The organism is Pseudomonas sp. GW822-FHT05A08, from assembly GCF_058800485.1.
The window spans coordinates 2,950,905-2,968,218 of sequence record NZ_CM179511.1 but is presented as its reverse complement, the minus strand read 5'-3'; the positions used below and the strand labels follow the sequence as shown (position 1 = coordinate 2,968,218).

The window sequence follows — 17,314 nt, the reverse complement described above, 5'->3', positions numbered from 1 at the left end:
CCGCAGGCTGCGATCGACCGACAGGTCGTGACGATCACACTGACGCTGAAGGTCCTTCGGACCTATCGCAGCCTTCGGCAGCGGCTACAGGGACGGTATCCGGATGGAGGCCACCTGCTGCTCCTGGCGATGCCAGGCCGCCAGGTCGCGATAGGCGCTGCCCGGATGGTTCTGCGGCAAGCGTGGCCCGGCGCCGAACAGCTTCTCGCGCAAGGTGCCGGGGGCGTATTCGGTCTTGTACACGCCGCGCTTCTGCAACTCGGGGACCAGCAGTTCGACGGCATCGACAAAGGTCTCGTGGGTCAGCGCGTAGGCCAGGTTGAAGCCGTCCACATCGGTGTCCTCGACCCACTCCTGGAGCAGGTCGGCCACGGTTTCCGGGCTGCCGACGAACAGCGGGCCAAAGCCGCCGATGCCGACCCAGTCCGCCAGCTCATGGGGCGTCCAGACCTTGTTCGGGTCGGCGGTGGAGAAGGCCTCCACCGCCGACTGGATGGCGTTGGTGTGCACATGCTTGAGCGGCTCATCAGGCTTGAACTGGCTGAAGTCGATGCCGGTCCAGCCGGAAATCAGCGCCATGGCGCCCTCGTAGCTGACCCAGGACTTGTACTCCTCGAACTTGGCCCTGGCCTTGGCGTCGGTCTCGCCGAGGATCACCGTCTGCAGGTTGAAGATCAGGATCTGCGCCGGATCGCGCCCGGCCTCGGCGGCCCGGCGGCGGATATCGGCCACGGTCTTTTTCAGCAGCACCTTGGAGGGCGCGGCGACGAACACGCACTCGGCCTGCTCGGCGGCGAACTGCTTGCCACGGCTCGACGCCCCGGCCTGGTAGAGCACCGGGGTGCGTTGCGGCGAAGGTTCGCAGAGGTGGATGCCCGGCACCTGGAAGTGTGGGCCGACGTGGCGGATCTCATGGATCTTGCTCGGGTCGCTGAAGATCCGCCGCTCCCGGTCGCGCAGCACCGCGCCCTCTTCCCAACTGCCTTCCCAGAGCTTGTAGCAAACCTCCAGGTATTCCTCGGCGTAGTCGTAGCGGGCGTCGTGCTCGGTCTGGGCTTTCTGCCCGAGGTTCTTCGCCCCACTTTCCAGGTAGGAGGTGACGATGTTCCAGCCGGCCCGGCCGCGGGTCAGGTGGTCGAGTGTCGAAAGACGCCGGGCGAAGGGATAGGGATGCTCGAACGACAGCGACGCGGTCAGGCCGAAGCCCAGGTGCTCGGTGACCAGGGCCATGGGCGGGATCAGTTGCAGCGGGTCGTTGACCGGCACCTGGGCCGCCTGGCGGATCGCCGCCTCGCCGTTGCCCTGGTAGACGTCGTAGATGCCCAGCACATCGGCGATAAACAGGCCGTCGAACTTGCCGCGTTCGAGGATCCGTGCCAGGTCGGTCCAGTATTCGAGGTCCTTGTATTGCCAGGAGCGATCCCGGGGGTGGGCCCACAGGCCCGGCGACTGGTGGCCGACACAGTTCATGTCGAACGCGTTGAGACGGATTTCCCGGGCCATCAAACCGCACTCCTGAAACTGGGCGGCACCACGCCGTTGAGACGGTAGTTGCCGATCAACGGGTATTTCCAGCGCAAGGGTTCACCCTGCGCGGCGGGCAGCGGGCTGCGCTGGCCGGTCAGCTCGAACTCGGCGTTGCTCACCGCGAGCAAGGCCTCGCGGCTGGCGATGGCCGCCTCGGCCTGGGCCACGCCGATTTCGGCGACGTCGTGCTCCCTGGCGAGCAGCGATTGCGCCCGTTCCTGCAAGGCGGCGGCGACTTCGATACGGATCAGCAGGTCGCCAAAGCGGCTGATCACATAAGGGTCGTCGCTGACTCGGGCCAGGCCGCTGCCGGGCCAGGGCTTGGCCTGTTCACGGACAAAGGTGAGGGTCGATTGCAGCAGCTCGCGGGCGCGGCGCAGGTCGTGGTGGCTGTGCTCGACCTGTTCATCGGCGGGTGTTTCATGGGTGGTGGCTTGGCTCAATGCGTTCATGGGCGGTTCCTCAGTTCCAGGCGTGGCGGGCCGGCTTGACGCCGTTGAGCAGGAAGTTGCCGATCAGGTGGTATTTCCAGCGCGCCGGGTCGTGCAGGGTGTGGGTCCGTGCGTTGCGCCAGTAGCGGTCGAGGTTGTACTTGCCCAGCACCGAGCGGGTGCCGGCCAGTTCGAACAGCTTGCTGCTGGCGAGCAAGGCGCTTTGTGCCGACAGCACCTTGGCTTGCGCCACCACCACCGAGGCCTGGGCCACGCTGTCTTCGTTGGGTTCGCGCAGTGCCTGGTCGATGGCCAGGCCAGCTTTTTCCAGGATCGCCTCGGTGCCGTGCACCCGCCATTCCAGGTCGCCGATGGCGGCGATAGTGAACGGGTCCTGCCAGCCATGATCCTGGCCACTGTCGATCCAGGGGCGCGACTGGCGCGCATGGCGCTTGGCTTCTTCCAGGGCGCCGACTGCCAGGCCGGTGTCCACCGCCGCCTGGATGATCTGCGAGATCGGCCCGTCGGCGGTGGGCTCGTCGAATGCGCGATGGGCCGGGATCACCGCACTCAGCGGCACCTGCACCGCGTCGAGGGTGACCCCGCCACTGGCCGTGGTGCGCTGGCCGAAACCGTCCCAGCTGTCGATCACGGTCAGGCCGGGGTTGTCCCGCTCGATAAAGGCGATGAACGCCTTGTTCTGCTCGTCGACCGCCACCGCCGGCACGATGTGGGCGAACAAGGCGCCGGTGCAGTAGAACTTCTCGCCGTCGATCCGCGCGCCGTCGGCGTTGAAACGAATGCGGGTCTCGAAGGCGCCGGCATGCTTGCTGCCGGCTTCGGAGAAGGCGTTGCCGAAGCGATAACCCTGCAACACCTTGGCGAAGTAATAGCGCTTCTGCTCCTCGCTGGCGGTCTGCAGCAGGATGTCGAGCACGCCCAGGTGGTTCTGCGGCAGCTGGCCGAGGGACGAGTCGGCGGCGGAAATGATCTTGATCACCTCCGCCACCGTCACGTAAGACACCCCGGCGCCCCCATAGGCCTTGGGAATGGTGATGCCCCACAAGCCGCTGGCGGAGAACTCGTCCAGCTCGGCGAACGGCAGGCGCCGCTCGCGATCGCGCACGCTGGCTTCGACGGCGAAACGCTCGGCCAGGGTCCGGGCGACGGCGATGGCCTCGGCGTCGGAGTGGATGATGTGGGCGGTTCGGGTGGGTTGAGCAGTGGCTGTCATGGCCGACTCCAGGTCCTGTCGAATGCGGAAGATCCGTTCTGACCTGGAGATTGCAGAAGTCGTGCCTAAGACTATAAGTCTTACAAATCAGTAAGTTGATTGATATTTATAAGAAACAGCATCAATTGAAAACAGGCAAAATGTTCAAGCACTGTTGCCCAGGCAACAGTGCTCAGATCACCACGTTGCGCACAAAACGCACCGCCACCGCCCCATCGTTGCGATAGGCATGCGGCAGGTTGCTGGCGAACATGAAGAACTCGCCGCTGTCCAGGCGCCGCTCCTGCTCGCCCAGGACCAGGGTCAGGCAACCCTCGAAGACATACAGCTGCTCGCTCCAGCCTTCGGCGTCCGGTTCCGACAGGTATTGCTCGCCCGGCTCCAGGCGCCACTCCCACAGCTCCACTTCGCGGCAGGCGTTGGCCTTGGCCAGCAGCACCGCCTTGCTCCCGGGAATCAGCCCGGCCCAGGCCAGCTCGTTGATCCGGCTCGGGTCGCGGGCATCGGGGGCCTGGATCAGGTCGCTGAAGGCCACGTCCAGGGCTTCGGCCACCCGGTCCAGGGTGCTGAGGCTGACATTCTTCTCACCGGCCTCGATGGCCACCAGCATGCGCCGGCTGACCCCGGACTTTTCCGCCAGGGCGCTCTGGCTCAGCTCGGCGGCGTGGCGCAGGCGCCGGACGTTGTGACTGACATGCTGCAGCACGGAAGCGCGCTGCCCAGGATCTTTGTGCACTATATTGCTCACTGTATGGGTTTGCGCAGTATACTGCCCAACTTCGCGGCGCATTGTGCGGCCGCCCCGGGTAGCACGCAAGGGCATGACGTCGGTGAACTCCTGCAAATCTTCTTCCTTCTTCCTCAAACTGAGCAAAGCCGAGTGCGTGCTGGTGCTGATCACCATGGTCTGGGGCGGCACCTTTCTCACGGTGCAGCACGCCATGACCGTCAGCGGCCCGATGTTCTTCGTCGGCCTGCGGTTCGCCGCGGCGGCCTGCATCGTCGGGCTGTTCTCCCTGCGCAGCCTGCGCGGGCTGACCTTGTTCGAACTCAAGGCCGGGGTCTTCATCGGCACCGCCATCATGCTCGGCTACGGCCTGCAGACCGTGGGCCTGCAAACCATTCCCAGCAGCCAGTCGGCCTTTATCACCGCGCTGTACGTACCCTTCGTGCCGCTGCTGCAATGGCTGTTCATGGGCAAGCGCCCGGGGCTGATGCCGAGCATCGGCATCATGCTGGCCTTCACCGGCCTGATGCTGCTCTCCGGGCCCAGCGGCGCCGCGCTGGACTTCAGCCCGGGAGAAATCGCCACTTTGATCAGCACTGTGGCCATCGCCGCGGAAATCATCCTGATCAGCACCTACGCCGGCCAGGTCGATGTGCGCCGGGTCACAGTAGTACAACTGGCCGCAACCTCGGTGCTGTCGTTCCTGATGGTGGTGCCGACCCAGGAAGCCATCCCGGACTTTTCCTGGCTGCTGCTGGCCAGCGCCCTGGGCCTGGGCGCCGCCAGCGCGGCGATCCAGGTGGCGATGAACTGGGCGCAGAAAAGCGTCTCGCCGACCCGCGCCACCCTGATCTACGCCGGCGAACCGGTATGGGCCGGGCTGGTCGGGCGCATCGCCGGCGAACGCCTGCCGGCCCTGGCCCTGCTGGGCGGCGCGCTGATCGTCGCGGCGGTGATCGTCAGCGAGTTGAAGACCAAGGGTAAAGGTGGCGAGGTGATAGAGGCGGATCGGCTGGATGAGACCGCGGACTCGCAACGCTGAGCCTGTTTTTAACGCAGCATGGCCTGCGTAGCGCCGAAGGCGCCCAGTGCGCAGCCACTTTTCGTACAGAGCCTAGCGCGGCAACGACTCGACAATGGCCGCCAGCTCCTGCCGGGACAACTGGCCGGCCTGTACCGCAGCGACAATGTCCTCTCGCGTCATGGTCTTCTCCGGGACCTGCTCGGGATCGATATTCCACAACCACAAGGGGCTGATCTGCTCCTGCCCCGGCCAGAAGGCCCTGGGCAAGGCTTCCTGGGCGATGACACCCTTGTGATAGAAGTACGCCAGGTAACGGCCATGGCCCTCGGCAAAGCCGGTGTCGTAATAGAGCACGGTGCCGACGGGCAAGGCCGCCGCTGTTTGCCCCTCGATCGACAAGGGTTCCAGGGTCTTGAAGCGGCTCATGCCGGCAGTGGGCCCGGCCAGGGTCAGCCACAGCCAGACGATCCAGCCGCCGAGGGCCATCAGCAGCAGGCTGGCGAGGGTTTTGCGGGTAAAGGGTCCGAGGGTCATAAAGGGCCTGTCTGCTTCCTTTCAAGCGGGTCCGTTGCCGAGGGGCGCGACCATAACACCGCGCGCAGCGCTTTGTTGTCATTCACCCGGGGCAAACTGCCATGATTTTCGCACCAGCCGGCTTTTTGTCCCCTGCCTTGAACGCTGGCCGAAGGGGTTTTGTAGGATCCTGCCACAGCTTCAAGGTTGGTGATCACAGAGTCGGCACGTATGATGCATCACAATTTCCCGCAGATTAGAAGCCTATGTCCCTGATAGTTCTACTGCTTCTGCCTTTTATCGGCAGCTGTCTGGCGGCCTTGCTGCCGCACAACGCGCGTAACACCGAGTCCCTGCTGGCAGGCCTGGTCGCCTTGGCCGGTAGCGTGGCGGTGGCCTCGATGTACCCGCAGATCGCCCATGGCGGCGTGATCCGTGAAGAGTTCAACTGGCTGCCCAGCCTGGGCCTGAACTTCGTCCTGCGCATGGATGGCTTCGCCTGGCTGTTCTCCATGCTGGTGCTGGCCATCGGTACCCTGGTGTCGCTGTACGCGCGTTACTACATGTCGCCGGAAGACCCGGTGCCGCGCTTCTTCGCGTTTTTCCTGGCCTTCATGGGCGCCATGCTCGGCCTGGTGATTTCCGGCAACCTGATCCAGATCGTGTTCTTCTGGGAACTGACCAGCCTGTTCTCCTTCCTGTTGATCGGCTACTGGCACCACCGCTCCGATGCCCGGCGCGGGGCCTACATGGCGCTGATGGTCACCGGTGCAGGGGGCTTGTGCCTGCTGGCGGGGGTCATGCTGCTCGGCCATGTGGTCGGCAGCTACGACCTGGACCAGGTCCTGGCTGCCGGAGATCTCATCCGAGCCCATGCCCTCTACCCCATTCTCCTGCCGCTGATCCTGATCGGCGCCCTCAGCAAAAGCGCGCAATTCCCCTTCCATTTCTGGCTGCCCCACGCCATGGCCGCGCCGACACCGGTCTCGGCCTACCTGCACTCGGCGACCATGGTCAAGGCCGGGGTGTTCCTCCTCGCCCGCCTCTGGCCGTCGCTGTCCGGCAGCGAGGAATGGTTCTGGATCGTCGGCGGTGCCGGGGCCGCGACCCTGGTGCTGGGCGCCTACTGTGCAATGTTCCAGAACGACCTCAAGGGCCTGCTGGCCTACTCGACCATCAGCCACCTGGGCCTGATCACCCTGCTGCTGGGCCTGAACAGCCCGCTGGCCGCGGTGGCCGCGGTGTTCCATATCCTCAACCACGCCACCTTCAAGGCCTCGCTGTTCATGGCCGCCGGCATCATCGACCACGAAAGCGGCACCCGCGACATCCGCAAGCTCAACGGCCTGATCAAGCTGATGCCGTTCACCGCGACCCTGGCCATGGTTGCCAGCGCCTCCATGGCCGGCGTGCCGCTGCTCAACGGCTTCCTGTCGAAAGAGATGTTCTTCGCCGAGACGGTGTTCATCAATTCCACCGCCTGGGTCGAGGCCGCCCTGCCGGTGATCGCCACCATCGCCGGGACCTTCAGCGTCGCCTACTCCCTGCGCTTCACCGTGGATGTGTTCTTCGGCAAGCCGGCCGAAGACCTGCCGCACACGCCCCACGAGCCGCCACGCTGGATGCGCGCGCCGGTGGAGCTGCTGGTGTTCACCTGCCTGCTGGTGGGGATCTTCCCGGCGCAGATGGTCGGCCCGCTGCTGGCCGCGGCCGCCCAGCCGGTGGTCGGCGGCACCCTGCCGGAGTACAGCCTGGCGATCTGGCACGGCCTGAATGCGCCGATGATCATGAGCCTGATCGCCATGTCCTGCGGCATCGTGCTCTACCTGCTATTGCGTGCCCCGCTGGTGCGCGGTGATTTTGCCTATCCGCCGCTGATCGGCCGCTTCAACGGCAAGCGCCTGTTCGAGCGCAGCCTGGTGAGGATGATGCGCCTGGCCCGTCGCCTGGAGCGCTACATCAGCACCCAGCGCCTGCAGACCCAGCTGTTCCTGCTGGTGCTGGTGGCGGTGCTGGCCGGCCTGATCCCGATGCTCTACAGCAGCCTGAGCTGGGGCGACCGGCCGAAGATCCCGGGCTCCATCGTCTTCGTCACCCTCTGGCTGCTGGCCATCGCCTGCGCCCTGGGCGCCGCCTGGCAAGCCAAGTACCACCGCCTGGCGGCCCTGACCATGGTCAGCGTCTGCGGGCTGATGACCTGCGTGACCTTCGTCTGGTTCTCCGCGCCGGACCTGGCCCTGACCCAGCTGGTGGTGGAAGTGGTGACCACGGTGCTGATCCTGCTCGGCCTGCGCTGGCTGCCCCGGCGGATCGAGGATGTTTCGCCGCTGCCCAGCAGCCTGCCCAAGGCCCGTGCCCGCCGCCTGCGCGACCTGCTGCTGTCGATCGCCGTCGGCCTGGGCATGGCCGTGCTGTCCTACGCCATGCTGACCCGCCAGACCCCCAACGACATTTCCTCGTTCTACCTCAGCCGCGCCCTGCCGGAAGGCGGCGGCAGCAATGTGGTGAATGTGATGCTGGTGGACTTCCGCGGCTTCGACACCCTGGGCGAGATCACCGTGCTGGTGGCCGTGGCCCTGACCGTGTTCGCCCTGCTGCGACGCTTCCGCCCGCCCAAGGAAAGCATGCAGCTGCCGGCCCAGCAGCGCCTGCTGGCGCCCGATGTGGTCACCGACCTGGTCAACCCGCGCCAGGCCAGCGACACCGCCCTGGGCTTCATGATGGTGCCGGCGGTGCTGGTGCGCCTGCTGCTGCCGATCGCCCTGGTAGTGTCGTTCTACCTGTTCATGCGCGGCCACAACCTGCCGGGCGGCGGTTTCGTCGCCGGCCTGGTGATGTCGGTGGCGTTCATCCTGCAATACATGGTCGCCGGCACCCAGTGGGTCGAGGCCCAGATGAGCCTGCGGCCGCTGCGCTGGATGGGCACCGGCCTGCTGTTCGCCACCCTGACCGGGCTCGGCGCCCTGGCGTTCGGCTACCCGTTCCTGACCACCCATACCCTGCACCTGGACCTGCCGCTGCTGGGTGATATCCATATCGCCAGCGCGCTGTTCTTCGACATCGGCGTGTACGCCGTGGTGGTCGGCTCGACCCTGCTGATCCTCACCGCGCTGGCGCACCAGTCGGTGCGTGCCCAAGTCAAACCCCAAGCCAAGCCAGGAGCCGCCTGATGGAAGAAGTCATTGCAATCGCCATTGGTGTGCTGGCGGCCTCCGGCGTCTGGCTGGTGCTGCGGCCACGGACCTTCCAGGTGGTGATGGGCCTGTGCCTGCTGTCCTACGGGGTCAACCTGTTCATCTTCAGCATGGGCAGCCTGTTCATCGGCAAGGAGCCGATCATCAAGGACGGCGTGCCCCAGGACCTGCTGCACTACACCGACCCGCTGCCCCAGGCGCTGGTACTCACGGCGATCGTCATCAGCTTCGCCATGACCGCGCTGTTCCTGGTGGTCCTGCTGGCGTCCAGGGGCCTGACCGGCACCGACCATGTGGATGGCCGGGAGCCCAAGGAATGAACCTGATGCCGCACCTGATCGTCGCGCCCATCCTGCTGCCGCTGCTGACCGCCGCGGTGATGCTGATGCTCGGCGAGAAACATCGCCCGCTCAAAGCCAGGATCAACCTGTTCTCCAGCATGCTCGGCCTGGGCATCTCCGTGCTGTTGCTGGGCTGGACCCAGCAGACCGGCGTGCCCGGTTCCGTCGGCGTGTACCTGCCGGGCAACTGGCAGGTGCCGTTCGGCATCGTGCTGGTGGTCGATCGCCTGTCGGCGCTGATGCTGGTGCTCACCGGGATCATCGGCGTCAGCGCCCTGCTGTTCGCCATGGCTCGCTGGGACCGCGCCGGGGCCAGTTTCCACGCGTTGTTCCAGATCCAGCTGATGGGCCTGTACGGTGCCTTCCTGACCGCCGACCTGTTCAACCTGTTCGTGTTCTTCGAAGTGCTGCTGGCCGCCTCCTACGGCCTGATGCTGCACGGCTCGGGGCGGGCGCGGGTGTCCGCCGGCCTGCACTATGTGGCGATCAACCTGCTGGCCTCGTCGCTGTTCCTGATCGGCGCGGCGCTGATCTACGGCGTCACCGGCACCCTGAACATGGCCGACCTGGCGCTGAAGATCCCGCTGGTGCCGGAAGCCGACCGGGGCCTGCTGCACGCCGGCGCGGCGATCCTCGCCACCGCGTTCCTGGCCAAGGCCGGCATCTGGCCGCTGAACTTCTGGCTGGTGCCGGCCTACTCCTCGGCCAGCGCGCCGGTAGCGGCGATGTTCGCGATCATGACCAAGGTCGGGGTCTACACCCTGCTGCGCCTGTGGACCCTGCTGTTCTCCGGCCAGGCCGGGGCCTCGGCTTACTTCGGCGGCGACTGGCTGATCTACGGCGGCATGGCGACCATCGTCGGCGCGGCCCTGGCGATCCTCGCCGCGCAACGCCTGGAACGCATGGCCAGCCTGAGCATCCTGGTCTCGGCCGGGATCCTCCTGGCGGCGATCGGTTTCGCCCAGCCCAGGCTGATTGCCGGCGCGCTGTTCTACCTGGTCAGCTCGACCCTGGCCCTGAGCGCGCTGTTTTTGCTGGCCGAGCTGATCGAGCGTTCGCGTTCGGCCAACGAGATCCCCCTGGAGGATGAAGTCGAAACCCTGCCCCGGCCCCAGGAGTCGCTGCAACCGCCACCGGGCACCAACCTCGACGACGAGCGCAAAGCCGTGGTCGGCCAGGTGATTCCCTGGACCATGGCCTTCCTCGGCCTGAGTTTCATCGCCTGCGCGCTGCTGATCATCGGCATGCCGCCGCTGTCGGGTTTCATCGGCAAGCTGAGCCTGATCGGCGCCCTGCTCAACCCGCTGGGGCTAGGCCAGGGCACGGATGCGCCGCTGTCCGGCGCCGCCTGGGGCCTGCTGGCCTTGCTGATCCTCTCCGGCCTGGCGTCGCTGATCGCCTTTTCGCGCCTGGGCATCCGGCGCTTCTGGGCCCCGGAAGAACGGCCCTCGCCGCTGCTGCGGCGCTTCGAGTGCGTACCGATCATCGCCCTGCTCGGGCTGTGCATGCTGCTGACCGTCAAGGCCGAGCCGCTGCTGCGCTTTACCCAGGCCGCCGCCGACAGCCTCAACGATCCGCAGCAGTATGTGATGGCCGTGCTCGGCACCCGGGCGGTCCCCAGCCCCGAGGCCCAGGCGGCGTTGCAGGAGGTACAGCCATGAAGCGCCTGTTCCCCGCTCCCTGGTTGTCGCTGGCGCTGTGGCTGCTGTGGCTGGTGCTGAACCTGTCCGTCAGCCCCGGCAACCTGCTGCTCGGCGCGCTGCTGGGGTTCTGCGCGCCCTTGATGATGCGGCCGTTGCGCCCGCTGCCGATCTGCATCCGCCGCCCCGCGACCATCCTGCGCCTGTTGCTGGTGGTCGGTCGCGACGTGCTGCTGTCGAACCTGGCCGTGGCCTGGGGCGTACTCAACGCCAGGCGCCGTCCGCCGCGCTCGCGCTTCGTCAAGATCCCCCTGGAGCTGCGCGATGCCAACGGCCTGGCCGCGCTCTCGACCATCACCACGGTGGTGCCGGGCACGGTGTGGTCCGAGCTGTCCCTGGACCGCAGCATCCTGCTGCTGCATGTGTTCGACCTGGACGACGAAGCGGCTTTCATCCAGCACTTCAAGACGACCTACGAGCGTCCGTTGATGGAGATCTTCGAATGAGTGCCTTGCTCACGAATGCGATCCTGTTCAGCCTGTTCCTGTTTTCCGTGGCCATGGTCCTGACCCTGGTCCGGCTGTTCAAGGGCCCCTCGGCCCAGGACCGGGTCCTGGCCCTGGACTACCTGTACATCCTGGCGATGCTGATGATGCTGGTGCTGGGCATCCGCTACGCCAGCGACACCTACTTCGAGGCGGCGCTGCTGATCGCCCTGTTCGGCTTCGTCGGCTCCTTCGCCCTGGCCAAATTCCTCCTGCGTGGCGAGGTGATCGAATGAATGCCGTCAGTGAACTGTCGTGGTGGATCGAGATACCGGTGGCGATCCTGCTGGTGCTCAGCAGCAGCTTCGCGCTGATCGGCGCCCTGGGCATGCTGCGCATGAAGGATTACTTCCAGCGCATGCACCCGCCGGCCCTGGCCTCGACCCTGGGCGCCTGGTGCGTGGCCCTGGCGTCGATCCTGTATTTCTCGGGGATGAAGTCGGGGCCGGTGCTGCACGCCTGGCTGATCCCGATCCTGCTGTCGATCACCGTGCCGGTGACCACCCTGCTGCTGGCGCGGGCCGCGCTGTTCCGCAAGCGCATGGCCGGCGACGATGTACCGGCGGAGGTCAGCAGCCGACGCAGTGAAAGCGGCAGTTGATCCACTGCCAGATCGCAATACATCTGTAGGAGCCAGCTTGCTGGCGATGCAGGCCCTGCGGAGTGTCAGGGGCGCCGCTATCGCGAGCAATCGAGCATCGACCGGCTGCTCCTACAGGGTACTCAGTTCCAGGCCACCACCAACAACCCCGCCCCCAGCACCACGCACAGCGGCGAATAGAACAGCGTGTCCAGCCGGGCGAACCTGGACCCGCTGGCCTCCTTGAAGAACCCCACCAGGTTCGAATCGCCGATGGCCCGGGCGAACATCAGCAAGGCCATCGCGCTGATCACCCATTGCAGCGCCGGGTGGCTCACCGTCGGCAGGTACAGGCCCACCCGCAGGCACACCAGCATCGCGATCAGCAGCAGGCCCACCGCCACCAGCAAGGTGGCGAATCCCGAGGGCTTGAACGCCGGCTCCAGCTTGCCCGGCGTCCTGCCCGGCACCTGGGGGATCACCGCGTCGCTGCCGCGCTTGCCGCCGGCGGCCCAGTACAGGTGGATCAGGCTGATCAGCAGGAAGGCTCCGGCCATCCCTTGCGCGATCAAAACATTCATATGCAAACGTCCATGGCAAAAAATGTCGCTGAAGAATGGACCCACCCGCACGTTTTTGTAAGTACGTTCGTCGCCTGCAATGGTAAAGTGCCGCCCCATGAAACTCGCCCGAACCGATCGCTCGCTCGTTGCCTGGATGCTCTATTGCTGCGTCCTGTTCAACGTGTTCGCCTGCAGCATCGGCCACGGGCAAATGGTCGGCCAGCAGCTCAACGGGATCGGCGGCCAGTTCTGTACGGTGGATCCGCGCACCCAGGCGCCGGCCTCCTCCAACCCGGTCGACGAATCGCTGCCGACCCTGTCCAAGGCTTTCGGTTGCCCGCTGTGCTCCACCGGCGGCATGGGCCCGGCGTTCAACTCCAGCCTGACCCTGGCGATCCTGCCGCAGCACCACAGCCCGCCGCTGGCGCCGCGCGCCACCGCCGACGTCCCCACCCGCTTCACCTGGCCCGCGGCCCACCCGCGCGCGCCGCCCGCCTTCGCCTGAGTCTTTCGCCCTTGTCATCAGCCCGCCCCGTGCCTTAACCCACGGTGTTTGTTCGTGGGCTGCTTCCTAGCCAAGCATTCAGGATCTACCGATGAAACACATTCCCCTGCTGGCCAGCCTGTGCGGCTGCCTGTCCGTCAGCGCCTGGGCGCAATCCAGCGTCGACCTGGCGCCGATCACCATCGACGGCGAGCAACCCGCCGAACCCGGCCTGGCCCTCGACCAGTCCAGCGGCATGGCCTCGCGCCTGGGCCTGAGCGTCCGCGAAACCCCGGCCTCGGTGGCCGTGGCCAACCGCAACGATATCGAGCGGCGCGGCGCGCAGAACTTCCAGGACGCCGCCAACACCCTGCCCGGGGTCAATGCCAGCGCCCCGCCGGGGTTCGGTGGTTTTGTCTCCTACCGTGGTTTCAGCAATAGCCAGATCACCCAGATGTTCAACGGCATCAACGTGTCCAGCGGTCTGGCGCGACCGGTGGACGCCTGGATCTATGACCGGGTCGAACTGCTCGGCGGCCCCTCCTCGCTGGTCAACGGTGCAGGCTCCGTGGGTGGTTCGCTGAACTACGTGACCAAGCTGGCCGACCGCCAGGAGCGGGCCATCGAGGGCCGGGTCAGCTACGGCAGCTACGACACCACGCAAACCGCCTTCGGCCTCAACCACGCCCTCAGCGAGGCCGGCGACGAGGTGCAGCACTACGCCCGCCTCGACGTCAGCCATAACACCGGCAACGGCTACATAGACCGCCAGCAGCGGGATGCCTGGAGCCTGGCGTTTTCCCTGCTCAGCGACCTGACGCCGAACCTGTCCCACACCCTGGCCGTGGAATACCAGGACGAACACGAGGACAGCCCGTACTGGGGCACCCCGGTGCTCAACCCCAAGGCCGGCGAGTTGAAGATCGACAAGCACAACCGTTTCAACAACTACAACGTCGAGGACGGCCGCTACGAGCAGCGCACGATCTGGGTGCGCTCGATCGTCGACTACCGGATCAACGACAGCACCCGCCTGCGCAACACCCTCTATCACCTGGACAGCCAGCGCGATTACCGCAACCTGGAAACCTACCAGTACAACGCCGACAACAGCGCGGTGAACCGCTCCACGGCCTATCAGGTGCGGCACCAGGGCGAGCAGAACGGCAACCAGTTCGAACTGCGCCACGACAGCTCGCTCTTCGGCCTCGACACAACCTGGTCCGGCGGCTTCGAGTACAAGGTCAACCGCACCACCAACTCGCCGCTGAACGTCAAGGCGGCCAACAGCGTCGACCCGAACAACTACCAGCCGGGGCATTTCTACGACCTGCCGGGCACCCGCCAGGGCTTTGTCGCCGACAAGACCAATGAGGTCACCACCCAGGCGCTGTTCGTCGAGAATCGCCTGGCCCTGACCGACCGGCTGACCCTGCTCAGCGGCCTGCGCTACGACCACATCGACCTGGACGTGACCAACCATCGCCAGGTGACGGCGAGCAACCCGCGGCACCTCAAGCGCAGCTGGGAGCCGGTCACCGGCCGGGTCGGCCTGACCTACCAGTTCCTGCCCGGCGCCAACGTCTACGTGCAATACAGCACTGCCGCCGAACAGCCCAACAACAGCACCCAGGACTTCGATGTCTCCACGGGCAAGCAATGGGAAGTGGGCAGCAAGTTCGATTACCTGGACGGCCGCGGCTCGGCGACCCTGGCGGCCTACCGCATCGAGCGCAAGGACTTCGCGGTGACCGACCCGCTGGACCCGACCCTGAGCATCCCGGTGGGCCAGCAGACCTCCAAGGGCATCGAAGTGGCCAGCTCGCTGCGGGTCACCCCGAAGCTGCTGCTCGAGGGCAACTTCGCCTGGGTCGATGCGCAGTACGATGCATTCACCGAGAAGAACGCCGCGGGCGTGGTGGTGTCTCGCAAGGGCAATACCCCGACCAACGTGCCGGACCGGGTCGGCAACCTGTGGCTGACCTATGACCTGGCGCCGCAGTGGCAGACCGGGGTCGATGCGCATTATGTGGCCTCGGTGTACGCCGACACGGCCAACACCCTGACTGTGCCCTCCTACACCCTGTACGGCACCTTCCTGACCTACCAGCTCGACAGCCACACCTCAATCACCGGGCGGGTGCGCAACCTGACCAACGAGGTCTACGCCGAGTTCGCCCATGTGTCGCCGGCTTACTACCTGGGCACGCCGCGGACCTTCGAGCTGGCGGTGCAGAGCCGCTTCTAAAGGCATCGCGAGCCAGCTTGCTCCTACAGTTCGCGTAACCCTGTAGGAGCGAGCTTGCTCGCGATAGCGATCTCCCCAGCCCCTCAATCCAGGCTGGCACTCACCTTGTCCGCCACATCCCCGGGCAACCAAGCCCGCCACACGTCCGGATGCGCCTTGAGGAATGCCCGCGCCGCCTCCCGGGGCGGCGTGTGCTTCTCGCTCATCTCGGCCAGGGCCTTGTTCAGCGCTTCGATCGGCAAATCGACCTTGCCGAAGAACTCGGCGATCTGCGGGTACTGCTTCTGGAACGGCGTGGACACGCCAATCGACAGCTTCGAGGCCAGCGAGCGCGTGGGGCGTGGGTTGGGGTGCTCGGCATCGGTCAGGGTTTTCCAGGCCTCGGCATCGAACGGCGGCTCTTCCAGCTGGATCAGCTTGAAACGGCCGAGCAACGGGGTCGGCGACCAGTAGTAGAACAGGACCGGCTGGCCGCGACGGATCGATGAAGTGATCTCGGCGTCCAGCGCCGCGCCGGAACCGCTGCGGAAATTCACATAGCTGTCGGTCAGGCCATAGGCCTTGAGCTTCTGCTTGTTCACCACTTCCGAGGTCCAGCCGATGGGGCTGTTGAGAAAGCGCCCCTTGCCCGGGCTTTCCGGGTCCTTGAACACGTCCTTGTAGCGTTTGAGGTCCGTGACGCTGCGCAGGCCCGGCGCCAGCGGCTTGATGCCCTTGGCCGGGTCGCCCTTGACCACGTATTCCGGCACCCACCAGCCTTCGGTCGCGCCCTTCACGGTGTCGCCCAGGGCCGCCACCTTGCCCTCGGCCTCGGCCTTGACCCACACCGGGCTGCGTCCGGCCCACTCTTCGCCGATGACCTGGATATCGTTATTGGCCAGCGCGGTTTCCAGGGTGATGGTGGTGCCCGGCAAGGTGTCGGTCGGCAGGCCGTAACCCTTCTCGACGATGGTGCGCAGGATATCGGTGATCAGGCTGCCGCTTTCCCAGTTCAGGTCGGCGAAGTGGATCGGCGCCTGTGCCGGCTGTACCGACGGTGCCGCCGAGGCGCCGGCGGGCGCCAGCAAAATACCCAAGCCAAGCAGCGCGCCGCCCAGCAGTGTCCGCAGTCCTTTCATGCCTGTGCCCCTTTGGCTGTTCACAGCGTTGCAGGATGGTCTCGCGGTTTGGGACCGCAAGCCTCTGACTAATTGAGTCATCTGACTGTAGTAGAGGTTCCTGCTTTCGACGGGGACTTCAGTTTTCGCCCTGCTCCTGCAGGCGCTGCAACTCGCGGCGCACCATGCTGGCGTATGCCGCCGGCTGCAGGACATACAGCTGCGAGGCCACCCAGGCCAGCCAGGCGCCTTGCAGCACGGCCTTGCGTTCGAACAGGCACTGGGCCTCGGCGCGGGCGCGCGCAAGATGCTGCTGGTGGAATTCGGCGCGGCTCACTCGCTGGCCTTGAAGCTCACCAGTTCACCCTTGCGCCATTTGGCGGCCTTGCCGGTCACGGCTTTCAGGGTCTTGGTCAGGCCTTCCTGCAACTGCTGGTTGGCGGCGAATACCGTCACCACGCTGTGGCCTTCCTTGAACAGGATGGCGTGGCCGTCGGCGGTGCTGACAAAGGCGTACTCGCCCAGGCCGTAGACGGCCAGCTTGATCTCGCGAAACCGGATTTCGAATTTGCCGCCCTCACGGCTGGGCAGGACCGCGGCGCGGAAATGGTCGCCGACCTTGAGTTCCAGGCGCGGCTTGTCGTCCACGACCAGCGCCGTCTCGGTGTCGATTTCGGCGACGTAAATGCCTTCCGGCGTCTGTTCGGTGATGTAGACGAAACGGGACTGGAACTGTTTGACCAACTTTGCGCGCAAGTCGCCCAGGACGAACAACGCGTGCATATCAAGATTACTTACTGCCAAGGAAAGATCCCCGAAACTGAAAATGACTCTGCCCGCGTAAACGACGGACAGCAGAAAAAGGCGGCCGAACCGGCGCCGTGACTCCACATGAAAACAATCCGAAAAAGCACCACTCGCCAACGCGTAGGCGCAAACACCGGAGCGCCCCTCCCCAGAAAAACCGGAAGGACTACCGGACCGTTTGGCCCGCATCAAGCGCAGAAGAAGTGGTTCCAGCCCGCCGAGAAAGCTGCGCACTCACTGTCGATCGGAAAACCTCACGATCCTTTCGTCACCCTTAATGGGACGGGAGTGCTGCAGGTAAACATCAATCTCTGACTGCCGGGGCAATTCTAGAGCAACTTTATGTATTCAGAGCAACC

Annotated in this window: 17 protein-coding genes and 1 pseudogene; 9 read left to right on the top strand and 9 right to left on the bottom strand. The window is 65.6% G+C overall.

Annotated elements, in window-relative coordinates:
* Positions 1-84: 84 nt before the first annotated feature.
* The 4 genes from AC3RCP_RS13365 to AC3RCP_RS13350 all read right to left on the bottom strand — a co-directional run bounded on the left by AC3RCP_RS13365 (position 85) and on the right by AC3RCP_RS13350 (position 3,928).
* A complete protein-coding gene (locus tag AC3RCP_RS13365) occupies positions 85-1,503 on the bottom strand; it encodes an LLM class flavin-dependent oxidoreductase (RefSeq protein WP_053260751.1) in 1,419 nt (472 codons plus the stop codon).
* Positions 1,503-1,979: an acyl-CoA dehydrogenase gene (locus AC3RCP_RS13360; RefSeq protein ID WP_101337623.1), complete on the bottom strand. Its 477-nt coding sequence runs from the start codon at positions 1,977-1,979 to the stop codon at positions 1,503-1,505. The genes AC3RCP_RS13365 and AC3RCP_RS13360 overlap by 1 nt, the downstream gene beginning before the upstream one ends.
* Before the next feature lie 10 nt (positions 1,980-1,989).
* Complete coding sequence (locus AC3RCP_RS13355) at positions 1,990-3,192, bottom strand: SfnB family sulfur acquisition oxidoreductase (protein WP_101337622.1); 1,203 nt, start codon at positions 3,190-3,192, stop codon at positions 1,990-1,992.
* A gap of 172 nt (positions 3,193-3,364) precedes the next feature.
* Positions 3,365-3,928: a helix-turn-helix domain-containing protein gene (locus AC3RCP_RS13350; RefSeq protein WP_009043403.1), complete on the bottom strand. Its 564-nt coding sequence runs from the start codon at positions 3,926-3,928 to the stop codon at positions 3,365-3,367.
* A 15-nt stretch (positions 3,929-3,943) separates the two neighbouring features.
* Here AC3RCP_RS13350 and AC3RCP_RS13345 point away from each other — a divergent pair.
* Positions 3,944-4,961 (top strand): annotated as a pseudogene (locus tag AC3RCP_RS13345) (DMT family transporter).
* Positions 4,962-5,033: 72 nt separating this feature from the next.
* Here AC3RCP_RS13345 and AC3RCP_RS13340 read toward each other — a convergent pair.
* Positions 5,034-5,477, bottom strand: a complete 444-nt coding sequence (locus AC3RCP_RS13340) for a hypothetical protein (RefSeq protein WP_492569926.1) — start codon at positions 5,475-5,477, stop codon at positions 5,034-5,036.
* 245 nt (positions 5,478-5,722) lie between these two features.
* Here AC3RCP_RS13340 and AC3RCP_RS13335 point away from each other — a divergent pair, with 245 nt between their 5' ends.
* From AC3RCP_RS13335 to AC3RCP_RS13310, 6 genes are read left to right on the top strand one after another with little or no spacing between them, the layout of a single operon-like run.
* Positions 5,723-8,626 carry a monovalent cation/H+ antiporter subunit A gene (locus tag AC3RCP_RS13335; RefSeq protein ID WP_007932811.1) on the top strand — a complete coding sequence of 968 codons (2,904 nt, stop codon included), beginning with the start codon at positions 5,723-5,725 and terminating at the stop codon, positions 8,624-8,626.
* Positions 8,626-8,970 (top strand): Na+/H+ antiporter subunit C, encoded by a 345-nt coding sequence (locus AC3RCP_RS13330; RefSeq protein ID WP_003202835.1) that lies wholly within the window; start codon positions 8,626-8,628, stop codon positions 8,968-8,970. Before AC3RCP_RS13335 ends, AC3RCP_RS13330 begins: the two co-directional genes overlap by 1 nt.
* On the top strand, positions 8,967-10,652 hold the full coding sequence (locus AC3RCP_RS13325) for a monovalent cation/H+ antiporter subunit D (RefSeq protein ID WP_492569925.1): 1,686 nt from the start codon (positions 8,967-8,969) through the stop codon (positions 10,650-10,652). Before AC3RCP_RS13330 ends, AC3RCP_RS13325 begins: the two co-directional genes overlap by 4 nt.
* Complete coding sequence (locus AC3RCP_RS13320) at positions 10,649-11,137, top strand: Na+/H+ antiporter subunit E (protein WP_492569923.1); 489 nt, start codon at positions 10,649-10,651, stop codon at positions 11,135-11,137. The genes AC3RCP_RS13325 and AC3RCP_RS13320 overlap by 4 nt, the downstream gene beginning before the upstream one ends.
* Positions 11,134-11,412, top strand: coding sequence for a K+/H+ antiporter subunit F (locus tag AC3RCP_RS13315; protein ID WP_007932799.1), 279 nt, complete (start codon positions 11,134-11,136; stop codon positions 11,410-11,412). Before AC3RCP_RS13320 ends, AC3RCP_RS13315 begins: the two co-directional genes overlap by 4 nt.
* The gene (locus AC3RCP_RS13310; protein ID WP_007932797.1) at positions 11,409-11,777 is read left to right on the top strand and encodes a Na+/H+ antiporter subunit G; all 369 of its coding nucleotides are present in this window, start codon (positions 11,409-11,411) and stop codon (positions 11,775-11,777) included. Before AC3RCP_RS13315 ends, AC3RCP_RS13310 begins: the two co-directional genes overlap by 4 nt.
* A gap of 122 nt (positions 11,778-11,899) precedes the next feature.
* Here the strand turns inward: AC3RCP_RS13310 and AC3RCP_RS13305 are convergent, their stop codons facing one another.
* Positions 11,900-12,337 carry a DUF3995 domain-containing protein gene (locus AC3RCP_RS13305; protein ID WP_101337617.1) on the bottom strand — a complete coding sequence of 146 codons (438 nt, stop codon included), beginning with the start codon at positions 12,335-12,337 and terminating at the stop codon, positions 11,900-11,902.
* 97 nt (positions 12,338-12,434) lie between these two features.
* Between AC3RCP_RS13305 and AC3RCP_RS13300 the strand changes: the two genes are divergently transcribed.
* Together AC3RCP_RS13300 and AC3RCP_RS13295 are read left to right on the top strand one after the other, a co-directional pair.
* A complete protein-coding gene (locus tag AC3RCP_RS13300) occupies positions 12,435-12,824 on the top strand; it encodes a DUF2946 domain-containing protein (RefSeq protein ID WP_062825508.1) in 390 nt (129 codons plus the stop codon).
* Between the two features lie 91 nt (positions 12,825-12,915).
* Positions 12,916-15,051, top strand: a complete 2,136-nt coding sequence (locus AC3RCP_RS13295; RefSeq protein WP_492569920.1) for a TonB-dependent receptor — start codon at positions 12,916-12,918, stop codon at positions 15,049-15,051.
* 83 nt (positions 15,052-15,134) lie between these two features.
* Here the strand turns inward: AC3RCP_RS13295 and AC3RCP_RS13290 are convergent, their stop codons facing one another.
* The 3 genes from AC3RCP_RS13290 to AC3RCP_RS13280 form a co-directional block, all read right to left on the bottom strand.
* A complete protein-coding gene (locus AC3RCP_RS13290; protein WP_492569919.1) occupies positions 15,135-16,169 on the bottom strand; it encodes an ABC transporter substrate-binding protein in 1,035 nt (344 codons plus the stop codon).
* 118 nt (positions 16,170-16,287) lie between these two features.
* Positions 16,288-16,485, bottom strand: a complete 198-nt coding sequence (locus AC3RCP_RS13285; protein ID WP_101337615.1) for a hypothetical protein — start codon at positions 16,483-16,485, stop codon at positions 16,288-16,290.
* A complete protein-coding gene (locus AC3RCP_RS13280; RefSeq protein ID WP_007923648.1) occupies positions 16,482-16,931 on the bottom strand; it encodes a hypothetical protein in 450 nt (149 codons plus the stop codon). The genes AC3RCP_RS13285 and AC3RCP_RS13280 overlap by 4 nt, the downstream gene beginning before the upstream one ends.
* Between the last annotated feature and the right edge of the window lie 383 nt (positions 16,932-17,314).